Origin of the sequence: Chroococcidiopsis sp. [FACHB-1243] (assembly GCF_014696895.1) — a bacterium.
GTDB lineage: Bacteria > Cyanobacteriota > Cyanobacteriia > Cyanobacteriales > Chroococcidiopsidaceae > Chroococcidiopsis.
Genome location: NZ_JACJQX010000029.1, coordinates 1 through 12,175, shown reverse-complemented (window position 1 = coordinate 12,175; position 12,175 = coordinate 1). Strand labels below are relative to the sequence as shown.

The following is a 12,175-nucleotide window of genomic DNA, read 5'->3' as shown; positions in this document are numbered from 1 at the left end:
CTGTCAAAATAGGGATAGGTTAACTAATCTACCAAACTCTTATTCGATCGCAGCGATCGCGATCGACAAAAACATCGATCGTATAACTCCTTTGCAAAACTCTTTACCTGCACTCAGCGGCAAAACTCCGCTCAATTGAGGCAAAATCGAACTAGCTACCGATCGACTTTCACCCACAGCAAAACAGATGAGCAGCAGGCAACGCAATATTGAGTCACGACCTGAGCCACAAGAGAGAAAACCAAGGCGTTTGCAGCTTGATGGCACTGAAAAAACCCCAGGCAGTAATCGGAATGGGTTTGGCGGGTATTTCTTTGGCAACACAGGCAATCTGGTTAAAACTAACCTTGTAGGACTCGTAAGGAAGAGTTTATCAGACAAAGTAGGGGGCGATCGGTGGCGATTGCCTGGAACTGCTGGTAGGAAGGCATTGACGCTGATCTCTGGTGTTTTATGCGTTTCGTTAAGTAGCTGTACCACTATTACAGAGCCTTTCCGTCAATCCCAAGCTCAACAAACTCCCATAGCTCCATCCCCTGTCGTTCCTGCGCCAACAGGGACTCCTCTCGCTGCTTTACCTAGTGTCAGCGACCCTAATTTTGTCGTCGCCGCCGTTCAGAAAGTTGGTCCGGCTGTGGTGAGAATCAATGCTTCTAGAACAGTGAAACGGCAGCTACCCGAAGCATTTGAAGATCCCTTATTTCGCCGCTTTTTCGGCGTACCAGAGGCTCAACCGCGAGAACGGATTGTGCGCGGAACTGGTTCTGGATTTATTATTAGTGCTAACGGTCAAATCTTGACTAATGCCCATGTGGTCAATGGAGCCGATCGCGTCAGCGTCACGCTTAAAGACGGTCGTACCCTAGAAGGAAAAGTTTTAGGCGAAGATCCGGTCACTGATATCGCCGTAATTCAAGTTCAGTCAAATAATTTACCCGTAGTAGAAATTGGCAATTCTGACGAACTACAACCAGGAGAATGGGTAATCGCGATCGGCAATCCCCTCGGTTTAGATAATACGGTGACAGCAGGAATTGTCAGTGCAACAGACCGTTCTGCGAGTGATATTGGCGTAACTGATAAGCGGATTGGCTTTATTCAAACCGATGCGGCAATCAATCCAGGTAACTCTGGCGGACCCCTGCTGAACTCCCGTGGTGAAGTTATCGGCATGAATACGGCAATCATTCAAGGTGCGCAAGGATTAGGCTTCTCCATTCCAATTAATGCCGTCCAGCGCATATCTAAGCAACTTATTGCTACAGGCAGCGTTCAACATCCTTATTTGGGAGTGCAAATGGTGACGCTAACACCAGAAATTAGACAGCAACTAGAAGTAGAGTCGCAAGGACAAATTCAAATCCCTGCCGAGAGTGGCGTATTAGTAGTCAGAGTCGTGCCTAACTCTCCCGCAGCTGCAGCGGGGATCAGAAGTGGAGATGTAATTCAGTCAATTAACAATCAACCCGTATCGAAAACAGAGCAAGTACAACAGATAGTCGAACGAAGTTCTGTAGGAACCCAGGTTTCGGTCCAAGTTCAACGCAATGGTAAAACTGCACAGCTATCTGTGAAGTTGGCTAATTTACCCGCACAACAAGAAGGATGAATTCGGAATTCGGAATTTATAAGTTATCTACCACTAACTATTCTTTACTACTTCCTGCTGCCTACGCGCTGCTCCCTGACAACTATGGAAATTATTCAACTTGGTAATCCGATTCTGCGAAGTAAAGCTAAGTTTGTGGAAAACATTGATGAGCCGCAAATTCAACAGCTCATAGACGATTTATTAATTACAGTAAAACAGGCGAATGGTGTGGGGATTGCTGCACCGCAAGTTGGAGTTAGCGATCGCATTTTTATTGTTGCTTCCCGTCCCAATCCCCGCTATCCTCACGCTCCAGAAATGGAGCCAACACCGATGATTAATCCTAAAATCTTGGCTTGTTCTAGTGAGAGTGTAAAAGGATGGGAAGGTTGTCTGAGTATCCCTGGGATTCGCGGTTCCGTACCCCGAGATCGAGCGATCGAAGTTGAATATAGCGATCGCTACGGCAAGTTACACAAGCGAGAGTTAACCGATTTCGTTGCCAGAATCTTTCAACACGAACTCGACCATCTCGACGGTATCGTCTTCCTCGATCGCCTCGAAACCAATCACGACATTATTACAGAGCAAGAATATCAAAAATTAGTGAGTGGATAATTGGTAGTTGGTAGCTGGTGGTGCGCGATCGCTGATAACTGGTCACTGGTCACTGGTCACTGATAAAAGGCGCGATCGCCGTCATCAACTCAGCTGTAGAAAACGGTTTACATAGATAACCATTCGCTCCCAAATTTGCTCCCATAGCCATAACTTCTGGAGTATTCTCAGCAGTCAAAAAAATAAATGGAATAGCAGCAGTGTTTGGATCTTCTCGCAGCGATTTTAAGACTTCGTAACCACTCAGTCCCGGCATTCTCACATCGCATAGCACCAAGTTAGGAAGATTTTCTTGAGCAAGTTTTAATCCGACGTACCCGTTTTCAGCTGCGATCGCTGTCAAACCTCTGAGTGTGAGTACGTTGACAATACTATCGCGCAATAGTGCATCATCCTCAATCGCCAAAACCTTCGTCATTCTTACATTTTCTGAATTTGAGTGCAAGATAACAAAAGGACTGGTAGTAAATCCATAACCTTAAATTGCTTAAAGTTCAAATTTATTTGTTTAATATTTAGTAGCAGAAAGATTTTTAGGGCGATCGCTACTTCGAGCCAATGTTCATGGCGCGTTTGCTCTGCTCTATCTTTTGCCATAGACTTGCCACCTGTTCGTATGCTTTCTCTGAGGAAAGCTTTCCGCCTGTATGTAAAGCAGAAATATAAGCAAGTTTCTGAGCAAATTCTTGTAAGTTAGCATTAAAAGCCAGATGTTCCGGCGTAAACTTGCCATGATACCTGCTTTGGGCGTAAATAAAACTATTTTTATTACTTAGCTCTGCTTTTGCCATACTACCCTACCTATAAGAAAGAATTTATCTTAACCTATCCTTAAATTAACTTTAGTGACCTTCATCCATGAGAAAGATTTTCATTTTCCAATCTGTAGTTATGAATACATAAACCTTGGTATTCGCCAGTCATCTGCTTATTTTGGTGATATTTCCCTATTGAGTTATCAAACTGAGCTTACTCTAGAAAAATATATTATGACTTATATTTTAACCATAGCTTAACCTCATGTTAACCAAATTTACATTGAGCGGTAAGGATAGCTGAGTCAATGTCAAGACTGCTCCAAAGTCTTTTATCCTGAGTTGTAATAGCCTCTCGAATAGGAGCGAACCATGAAGAAGTTGATTAACCAACCGGACAGCTTCGTGCGGGAGAGTTTGGCAGGTATGGCAGCAGCTTATTCCAGCTTGTTAAAGGTGAATTTCGACCCTACATTCGTCTACCGCGCCGACGCACCCGTGACAGGTAAGGTAGCAATTATCTCTGGTGGAGGTAGCGGTCACGAACCGATGCACGCTGGCTTTGTCGGTATGGGTATGTTAGATGCTGCGTGTCCTGGAGAAGTGTTTACTTCTCCTACACCCGACCAAATGCTAGCAGCGGCAAAACAGGTAGATGGTGGTGCTGGGGTGCTTTACATTGTCAAAAACTACAGTGGCGACGTAATGAATTTTGAGATGGCAGCCGAACTAGCCCATGCTGAAGATATACGGGTGTTGAATATATTGATAGATGATGATGTTGCCGTCAAAGATAGTCTTTACACCCAAGGCAGGCGAGGTGTAGGCACGACAGTACTAGCAGAGAAAATTTGCGGTGCGGCTGCGGTAGACGGATACAACTTGCCGCAAGTGGCAGATCTCTGTCGGCGGGTGAATCTAAACGGTCGCAGTATGGGTATGGCTTTAACATCTTGTACCGTACCCACGAAAGGATCGCCTACTTTTAGTTTGGGCGATCGCGAAATGGAAATTGGGATTGGCATTCACGGCGAACCCGGTAGAGAAAGAATGCCGCTGAAATCTGTAGACGAGATTACAGAAATACTCGCCTTATCAATAATTAACGATCGCTCCTACAGTCGTATAGTCCGAGAATGGGATGAGACTCAAGAAGAATGGGTAGATGTAGAGTTAGTCAATTCTGAGTTTAAGTCGAGCGATCGCGTGTTAGCTTTTGTTAACGGTATGGGTGGTACGCCCTTATCAGAACTATATATTGTGTATCGCAAATTAGCCGAAATTTGTCAAAAACAGGGATTGCAAATAGTAAGAAACCTAATTGGCAATTACATCACATCTTTAGAAATGCAAGGCTGTTCCATTACCTTACTCAGAGTCGATGATGAGATGCTGCAATTATGGGACGCACCCGTGAAAACTGCGAGTTTATGTTGGTAATCAGTTATCAGTTATCAGTCATCAGTTATCAGTTATCAATGAATGACCGTCAACAACCAAAAACAAATGACTAATGACTAATCAATATGAATAAAAGTCAAGTAATACAATGGCTGCAGAATTTTGCAACTGAAATTGAGCAAAACAAAAAATATTTGACAGAATTAGATGCAGCGATTGGCGATGCCGATCATGGTATCAATATGGATCGTGGTTTTAAGAAAGTCGCAAGTCAGTTACCTAGTGTTACTGACAAAGATATTAGTACAATTTTAAAAACTGTCAGCATGACCTTAATTTCTACTGTAGGTGGTGCGAGTGGTCCTCTTTACGGCACATTCTTCTTAAAAGCAAGTACAGCCGTAACAGGTAAAGAAGAACTCGCAACAGAAGATTTACTCAAGTTATTACAAGTAGGTTTAGAAGGTGTAGTTCAACGAGGTAAAGCGCAACTTGGTGACAAGACAATGATAGATGTTTTATCTCCAGTTGTGGATAACTTTCAAAAATCTGTGGATAACAATCAAACCACTTTAGTAGCCATGCAACAAGTTGTAATAGTAGCAGAACAAGCCATGAAAGATACTATTCCCATGCTAGCCAAAAAAGGGAGAGCAAGTTATCTAGGCGATCGCAGTATTGGACACCAAGATCCAGGCGCAACTTCTACTTACTTAATGCTGAAGAGTTTGCTAGCAGCATTGGAAAGCTAAGGCGATCGCGCTCCTGGTAAAAGTATGTTTTATATTGAAAGAATCTATTTAATTCAATAAGTCTTCAATAATATGAACGCGAAGTCGAGAATCACTATAACCTAACTGCTCTCTTATCGCCTCTAAAAAATTTAGAATATCTTTTATTTGACTATTAGTTAACTTTGAATTTGTATTTAAACATATTTTTATAAATTCAGGCTTTAGAATAGACCATTGTAGTTGTGCTTGATAAGAGCCTGATTCAATTATTTTTGCAGTCATTTCATTACAGAAAATTAATACTCTTTGCTCCTTTGAAGAATATTTGATTAAGTTGAATCGAGCTTCAACCAAAAAACGAATAAAATCTGCTTGAATAATATCGACTTTATCATTTCTAGTTTTTACAGCAGTTCGCCTGTTTTGATAAGAAGTTACCATACCTACCAAGAGTGGTGTCATAAATGTAGAAAATAATGCTGCGGTAAGTGAAGCGGCAACTTCTGGTTTTAGGTTGAAGCTAGTAAATACATCTAATAATACTAGTATTACTAGCGTAAGAAAAATTATACCAAAAACAAAATAGTATACTGGAAATGATGCTGAAAAACCACCATATATATATTTAAAAATGTATTGAAATATAACAGAAATATTTTTTTTGCTCGAATCAGTTTTAGATAATATATTTGTTTTAGCGAGTAAAAAATGTTTTTTGATGTGCTTATTAATTTGTGGCATTTGCTACTTTTCTCCCAGAAGATGAAGTGCATTAATAGTGGCTGAGTCGAAATTTATAGTACTTTAGTACTGCTGCTGATAGAAGTCAACCCCTACTCTGCCGTACTAAAGATAAGAATGATAGTAGTCTTCTTGCTAACTTTGTTATGCAGCGATTGCCTCTATGTATACTTAATTACTTAGTTAGCTTACTGAAATATTTCCTTTTATCAGCTAGATACAAAAGCTAAAGCTGTAACTTTTCATCGAGTAACATTGCGCTAAGTTAGAGTAACTGAGTTGGTAGAAGCTTTTAAATACCCTTGAGGCGATCGCATGGTTAGCATTGTCATTGTCTCTCACAGCAAAAAACTAGCCGAAGGCGTGCAGGAACTTGCACGGCAAATGGTACAGGATAGAGTACCCATAGCCGTAGCAGCAGGAATTGACGATCCAGAAAATCCACTGGGTACAGATGCCATGCAAGTCTACGAAGCGATCGCCTCTGTGTATAGTGACGATGGTGTTCTCGTACTTATGGATCTCGGTAGCGCCATACTTAGTGCGGAAATGGCAATAGAATTTTTGCCGGAAGCACAACAAAATAAAATTCATTTATGCGAAGCGCCTCTAGTAGAAGGTGCGATCGCTGCCTCTGTTGCAGCTACATCCAGCAATGACATCAATCGCATTATCTCTGAAGCACGACAAGCACTCACAGCAAAAGCAGCACAATTAAGTATTAATCCCCAAAACCAACATTCTACTGTTCCCCTTAAAAAGGGGGGTTGGGGGGATCTCCCAACGCGAGAAATCCACCTAACCATTCACAACCCCCAAGGATTACACGCTCGTCCTGCGGCTCAATTTGTCACTACAGCCACTCAATTTCACGCTCAAACTCGCGTGCGAAATATCACCAGAAACACAGAATTTGTGAGAGCAGATAGTATTAATCAAGTCGCTACATTAGGAGTACGCCAAGGACATGAAATTGCGATCGCTTCTGTTGGTGAAGATGCAGATACAGCGTTAGCTGCATTACAAACACTTGTCGAAAATAATTTTGGTGAAACCGATCGTACTTCATCTCCTCACCTCCATACTTTCTCTCATTCTCCACAAGGAATTCCCGCTTCCCCAGGAATTGCGATCGCCCCAATTTTTCAATATCATTTGCATCAAATAAAAGTTCACGAACTTTGTGTAGCTGATGTAGAGGCTGAATGGCAGCGTTTACAAACAGCGATCGCAACTGCTAAACAAGAAATTCAAACCATCAAAGCTCGAAGCCATATTCATGAAAATGAAGCAGCAATATTTGACGCACATCTTTTAGTTTTAGCAGATCCAGCAGTTATCGAACCCTTACAAAAACGAATTTTTGAGCAACATCAAAATGCTGAATTTGCTTGGGCTACTGTTACTGATGAAATAGCGAATAGTTATCGCCATCTTGATGACGTTTATCTCCAAGAACGGGCTAAGGATGTCACTGATGTAGGACAAAGAGTTTTGCGATCGCTCCTTGGTATGACTACTGCTAATATAGAATTAACTCAGCCTAGTATTCTCGTTGCTCGCGATCTTTCTCCTTCTGATACAGTCCAATTAGATCGGACAAAAGTATTAGGAATTTGTACGTTACAAGGTAGCGCTACTTCTCACAGTGCAATTCTGGCACGCACGTTAGGAATTCCGGCTGTTGTCGGTGTCAACTCACAGATTTTAAATTTAGAACCTGGTACGCTGTTAGCAATTGATGGTGAAAATGGCAATATTTGGATACAACCCGATTCTCAAACAATTGCTACCCTCGAAGCGAAAAGAGATGCGATAATTACCGCTAGACAGCAAGCACGAGCTAAAGCGCAAGCACCAGCGATCGCCCGTGACGGTAAGCGAATTCAAGTCTTTGCTAATATTAGTAGTATTGCCGATGCTCAAATTGCGATCGCTCAAGGTGCAGAGGGAGTCGGATTATTACGCACCGAATTATTGTATCTCGACAGAACTTCCTCACCTACAGAAGCAGAACAATTTGAAATTTATCGTGCGATCGCCCAAATTTTAGCAAACCGTTCCCTAATTATTCGTACTCTGGATGTAGGTGGCGACAAACCTCTTGCTTATCTGGGATTACAAACAGAAACTAATCCTTTTTTAGGCTGGCGAGGTATTCGATTTTGCTTGGATCGTCCCGATCTTTTCAAAACTCAGTTACGAGCAATATTACGAGCTAGCTCAGGATATCAAATTAAAGTTATGTTTCCCACAATTGCAACTTTAGCAGAACTACAAGCAGCTAAAGCAATTTGGGTAGAAGTACAAACAGAGTTGTCCCAAGCTGGTATTCCCTTTGACAAAAATATTGAAATTGGCATCATGATAGAAATTCCATCTGCGGTTGCGATCGCAGATAAACTTGCCTCTGAAGTCAACTTTTTCAGCATTGGTACGAATGACTTAAGCCAATATATCATGGCAGCAGACCGCACCAATCCGAAAGTTGCTCCATTAGCTGACGCTTTTCATCCTGCTGTATTGCAAGCAGTTCAAAAAACTGTGCAAGCCGCACACCATGCAGGAATTTGGATAGGATTGTGTGGCGAACTCGCAGCCGAACCCTTAGCTGTACCCATATTACTTGGCTTAGGTTTGGACGAATTAAGTCTTAATCCTCAATCTATTCCTCAGATTAAACAAATAATCAGTCAGTTAATAACACAAGAAGCAGAGGCGATCGCTCATTCTGCAATGCAATTTGACTCAGCCACCCAAGTTAAATCTTTTATCTCCGATTCCCCCCTTTTTAAGGGGGGTTAGGGGGGATCGAAACTTGACTCTTACTTGCTAATTCCCCCCTTTCTAAGGGGGGTTAGGGGGGATCTAAAACTGAACTCCTACCTGTCCATTAAATCCGCGTACAGAATTATAACCAACTCCTATAAAGAGATTGTCCGCAGCATCAATTTGAACCCCACCAGACACGGCGAAATCCTCATCATCCGAATAATATCCCACCCCAATATAGGGATCGACAACAGGTAAATTAATAAACTTGAGTACGTCCACTCCCGTTGAATCACCCGGACCAAATCCTAATTCAACCCCTAAACCAATAATTCTCGCACCCACAGAAAAAGTCACATCACCATCGTCTCCTCCCACTGAAACCCAAGGCTGTGGAATAAGTTGAGCTTTAGCCGCAGCTGGTGTAAAAACTGTAGATAAAGACACGAGCGCGATCGCAATTTGACTAATAACTGTTATCTTCATAATCTTCTCCTCAACACCTAACTAACCTAAAATAAATAGTAGGGTGGGCATTACCCGCCTTATTTGAATCTGCTATTTACATCCTCTCCAACACGGGAATTCCTAATAAAGATAATCCCAACTTGAGAGTTCTAGCCGTTAAATTACACAGCACTAACCGCGACGTTCTCTGAGGTTCTTCCGCATTCAAAACTGGAACACCTCGATCGCGATCGTAAAATTGATTGAATTTTTGGCTCAATTGAAACAAATACTCGCACAATCGATTTGGTAATAAATCTTCTTCAATTGTTGAGATAACCTCATCTAACTGAAGTAAATGCTTTGCCAATACGAATTCAGTTTCATGCTGTAATACAACCTTAATGTTATCACTCAACTGCTCGAAATCAATTCCTCCCTTACGGCTAATGCCTTGAATCCGTGCATAAGCATATAGCATATAAGGGGCAGTATTCCCTTGCAAAGCTAACATTTTATCGTAACTAAAGATGTAATTGCTATTGCGATTTTGGCTCAAGTCAGCGTACTTAACCGCACTAATACCAATAACCTGAGCGACGTGGTTAATAAACTCTTCTGTTTCTTCTCTACCTTCTTCTTTTAATCGAGATTCTACATCTTTGCGAGCATGGGCGATCGCTTCATCTAATAAATCTTTTAAGCGTACAGCTTCCCCCGAACGAGTTTTCAATTTCGATCCATCTTCACCCAAAACTAAACCAAAAGGAGCGTGAAAAAACTCCACCTCATCTGTAATCCAACCCGCTCGTTTTCCCACCTGAAAAATTTGGGCAAAATGATTAGTTTGCTCAGCACCCACTGGATAAATTACTCGTTGTGCTTTATCAACATTTACTCGATAGCGAATTGCCGCTAAATCTGTTGTGGCATAATTATAACCTCCATCAGATTTTTGCACGATTAGAGGCAAAGGTTTACCTTCTTTATTTGAAAAACCTTCTAGAAAAACGCATTTTGCGCCTGCGTCAATTTCTATAAGTCCTTTCGCTTCTAACTCTTCAATTGTTTCTGCTAACAAAGCATTGTAGAAAGATTCTCCTCTTTCTATAAACGAAGCAATTCCCATCAAATCGTAAATAACTCGATATGCTCTACTAGATAGTTGACAAACAATTTTCCAAGCCAGGATAGTTTTTTCTTCTCCTGCTTGCAGTTGCACTACAGCTTGTCTTGCTGCTTCCTTAAACTCTTCATCTGTATCAAACTGCTTTTTAGCTTGACGATAAAATGAAGATAAATCTCCTAAATCCAAATTTTCATCTGTTGTCAAAGCTTCTGGATATGCCTTTTGTAAGTAAGCAATCAGCATTCCAAAGGGAGTTCCCCAATCGCCTACATGACTCAGACGCACTACGTCATATCCGATAAATTCTAAAATTCGCGAAATACAATCTCCAATCACAGCCGGACGCAAATGCCCGACGTGCATTTCTTTAGCAATATTTGGGCTGGGATAGTCTACAATAACTTTCTGAGGATGTTTAACTGGTGCAATTCCCAGCCGAGGATCGGGATTAATTTTTTGTAGCTGTGCCTCTAAATAAACAGACTTTAATGTCAAATTAATAAAACCAGGACCAGCAACAGTAGGATTTTCGCAGATATCGCTTACATCTAATTTTGATACAATCTGTTCTGCGATCGCCCGTGGAGGTTTTCCTACTTGTTTCGCTAGCGGTAGAGCTACATTTGCTTGATAATCTCCAAATTTAGGATTGCTAGCAGGTACTAAAATTGGATCGACTCCAGCATATTCTGCACCCAACACAGTAGCCAAAGCTTGCTCGAATCGAGGTTTGAGCTGTTCTAAAGTTTCTTTCATAATAGTTATGTATAGTGTGTCAGCAAGGCGTAGGTGATTCGATCATTCTACCTAGCCGCAGACACTTCTAAATAGTTATATATAGTGTGTGAGTAAGGTGTAGGCAGTTCGGTCGTTCTACCTAGCCGCAGACACTTCCAAGCTCAACATTCAATTTTCATACTCAAATCCAACCACTTCGCTTGAGTAATCGGCGCACTACTAGAAATATAATCTACGCCTGTTTCTGCTACCGAGCAAATAGTTTCCAAAGAAACGTTACCAGAAGCTTCAATTTTGATTTTGCTATTGTGCTGTCGGATTGTCTCTACTGCTTGATGCATCATCTCTAGAGACATATTATCCAGCATAATGATATCTGCGCCATGCTGTATGGCTTCTGATACTTGTTCCAAAGACTCGGTTTCAACCTCTATGGTGAGAGGATATGGTATGCGCTGGCGGATTTGGGCGATCGCCTTACCAATTCCACCAGCCACTGCAATATGATTATCTTTGATCATCACTGCATCATCCAATCCCATTCGGTGATTAATTGCTCCTCCTAGTTGAGTTGCATACTTTTCCAGTACTCTCAGTCCTGGAGTTGTTTTGCGCGTATCGACTAATTGAGTCGGTAAATCTTCTATTCTCTCCACATACTGACGGGTAAGGCTAGCAATACCGCTCAACCTCATCGCCAAGTTAAGCGCAACTCTTTCTCCCATCAGCAATGCATCCAACGCTCCACTCATCTGAGCAATAACTTGTCCTGTCTGACACAATTCTCCTTCAACCGCACAAGCGACAAATTTGACTTGCTCGTCTAAAGTTTGAAACACTCTGGCTGCAACTGGCAAACCTGCAATAACCCCGGGAGCTTTAGCTACCCACTTGGCTTGTCCAGTACGAGGATTTTGAGATAGCAAGCTTTGAGTCGTGCGATCGCCTCGTCCAACATCTTCAGATAACCACTCACGCAGCAGAGGATCGAGTATTAACCAAGGCGGTAAAACAGCAAAATTACTCACGACTAATAAACTTCCTGGCTTGACTCCAGAATTACTCTAGCTCAAACCCGTGTGGGAAGGGAATTTGAGAAAAAGTCAAAATTTTTTTGCCAAAAGGGTTGACACTTTTGGTGGAGATTAGATAGATTAGTAAAGCGCCGGAAGAGAGGCAAGCCGAGAGGCGAGCGCTAGAGAGGGCGACCGAACCTAGAAAAGAGTATAGTTTGAAAGCGCCAACAAGC

The 12,175-nt window shown here is 42.0% G+C and carries 13 protein-coding genes; 5 read left to right on the top strand and 8 right to left on the bottom strand.

The features are described 5' to 3' along the window. Positions 1-39: 39 nt before the first annotated feature. Positions 40-177: a hypothetical protein gene (locus H6G17_RS20855; protein ID WP_192160456.1), complete on the bottom strand. Its 138-nt coding sequence runs from the start codon at positions 175-177 to the stop codon at positions 40-42. Positions 178-187: 10 nt separating this feature from the next. On the opposite strand from H6G17_RS20855, the gene H6G17_RS20850 reads away from it, so the two are divergent. Together H6G17_RS20850 and def are read left to right on the top strand one after the other, a co-directional pair. Then, positions 188-1,609 (top strand): HhoA/HhoB/HtrA family serine endopeptidase, encoded by a 1,422-nt coding sequence (locus tag H6G17_RS20850; protein ID WP_192160455.1) that lies wholly within the window; start codon positions 188-190, stop codon positions 1,607-1,609. 84 nt (positions 1,610-1,693) lie between these two features. Beyond that, positions 1,694-2,209 (top strand): peptide deformylase, encoded by a 516-nt coding sequence (gene def / locus H6G17_RS20845; protein ID WP_192160451.1) that lies wholly within the window; start codon positions 1,694-1,696, stop codon positions 2,207-2,209. A gap of 49 nt (positions 2,210-2,258) precedes the next feature. Here the strand turns inward: def and H6G17_RS20840 are convergent, their stop codons facing one another. Both H6G17_RS20840 and H6G17_RS20835 read right to left on the bottom strand, forming a co-directional pair. Beyond that, positions 2,259-2,627, bottom strand: a complete 369-nt coding sequence (locus H6G17_RS20840; protein WP_192160449.1) for a response regulator — start codon at positions 2,625-2,627, stop codon at positions 2,259-2,261. Positions 2,628-2,754: 127 nt separating this feature from the next. Beyond that, a complete protein-coding gene (locus H6G17_RS20835) occupies positions 2,755-3,000 on the bottom strand; it encodes a hypothetical protein (RefSeq protein ID WP_015157499.1) in 246 nt (81 codons plus the stop codon). Between the two features lie 336 nt (positions 3,001-3,336). On the opposite strand from H6G17_RS20835, the gene dhaK reads away from it, so the two are divergent. Both dhaK and dhaL read left to right on the top strand, forming a co-directional pair. Continuing rightward, entirely contained in the window at positions 3,337-4,404 is a 1,068-nt protein-coding gene (gene dhaK, locus H6G17_RS20830; protein WP_192160447.1) for a dihydroxyacetone kinase subunit DhaK, read from the top strand. An 86-nt stretch (positions 4,405-4,490) separates the two neighbouring features. Next, positions 4,491-5,117: a dihydroxyacetone kinase subunit DhaL gene (gene dhaL, locus H6G17_RS20825; RefSeq protein ID WP_192160446.1), complete on the top strand. Its 627-nt coding sequence runs from the start codon at positions 4,491-4,493 to the stop codon at positions 5,115-5,117. 48 nt (positions 5,118-5,165) lie between these two features. Here the strand turns inward: dhaL and H6G17_RS20820 are convergent, their stop codons facing one another. After that, complete coding sequence (locus tag H6G17_RS20820; RefSeq protein ID WP_192160445.1) at positions 5,166-5,840, bottom strand: hypothetical protein; 675 nt, start codon at positions 5,838-5,840, stop codon at positions 5,166-5,168. A gap of 315 nt (positions 5,841-6,155) precedes the next feature. On the opposite strand from H6G17_RS20820, the gene ptsP reads away from it, so the two are divergent. After that, the gene (gene ptsP, locus H6G17_RS20815) at positions 6,156-8,645 is read left to right on the top strand and encodes a phosphoenolpyruvate--protein phosphotransferase (protein ID WP_192160444.1); all 2,490 of its coding nucleotides are present in this window, start codon (positions 6,156-6,158) and stop codon (positions 8,643-8,645) included. A 63-nt stretch (positions 8,646-8,708) separates the two neighbouring features. On the opposite strand, the gene H6G17_RS20810 is transcribed toward ptsP, so the two are convergent. The 4 genes from H6G17_RS20810 to H6G17_RS33160 form a co-directional block, all read right to left on the bottom strand. Further along, a complete protein-coding gene (locus H6G17_RS20810) occupies positions 8,709-9,098 on the bottom strand; it encodes a hypothetical protein (protein ID WP_192160443.1) in 390 nt (129 codons plus the stop codon). Positions 9,099-9,174: 76 nt separating this feature from the next. Continuing rightward, a complete protein-coding gene (argS, locus tag H6G17_RS20805; protein WP_192160441.1) occupies positions 9,175-10,944 on the bottom strand; it encodes an arginine--tRNA ligase in 1,770 nt (589 codons plus the stop codon). A gap of 143 nt (positions 10,945-11,087) precedes the next feature. Continuing rightward, entirely contained in the window at positions 11,088-11,954 is an 867-nt protein-coding gene (gene nadC / locus H6G17_RS20800) for a carboxylating nicotinate-nucleotide diphosphorylase (protein ID WP_192160439.1), read from the bottom strand. A 31-nt stretch (positions 11,955-11,985) separates the two neighbouring features. Further along, the coding region (locus H6G17_RS33160) for a hypothetical protein (RefSeq protein ID WP_206757168.1) at positions 11,986-12,175 on the bottom strand (190 nt) is incomplete at its 5' end.

Coding starts and splice junctions, on each gene's coding strand:
- H6G17_RS20820 (WP_192160445.1), bottom strand. CDS start 5,840: ATGCCACAAATTAATAAGCACATCAAAAAACATTTTTTACTCGCTAAA.
- dhaL (WP_192160446.1), top strand. CDS start 4,491: ATGAATAAAAGTCAAGTAATACAATGGCTGCAGAATTTTGCAACTGAA.
- argS (WP_192160441.1), bottom strand. CDS start 10,944: ATGAAAGAAACTTTAGAACAGCTCAAACCTCGATTCGAGCAAGCTTTG.
- dhaK (WP_192160447.1), top strand. CDS start 3,337: ATGAAGAAGTTGATTAACCAACCGGACAGCTTCGTGCGGGAGAGTTTG.
- H6G17_RS20810 (WP_192160443.1), bottom strand. CDS start 9,098: ATGAAGATAACAGTTATTAGTCAAATTGCGATCGCGCTCGTGTCTTTA.
- H6G17_RS20850 (WP_192160455.1), top strand. CDS start 188: ATGAGCAGCAGGCAACGCAATATTGAGTCACGACCTGAGCCACAAGAG.
- def (WP_192160451.1), top strand. CDS start 1,694: ATGGAAATTATTCAACTTGGTAATCCGATTCTGCGAAGTAAAGCTAAG.
- H6G17_RS20835 (WP_015157499.1), bottom strand. CDS start 3,000: ATGGCAAAAGCAGAGCTAAGTAATAAAAATAGTTTTATTTACGCCCAA.
- H6G17_RS20840 (WP_192160449.1), bottom strand. CDS start 2,627: ATGACGAAGGTTTTGGCGATTGAGGATGATGCACTATTGCGCGATAGT.
- ptsP (WP_192160444.1), top strand. CDS start 6,156: ATGGTTAGCATTGTCATTGTCTCTCACAGCAAAAAACTAGCCGAAGGC.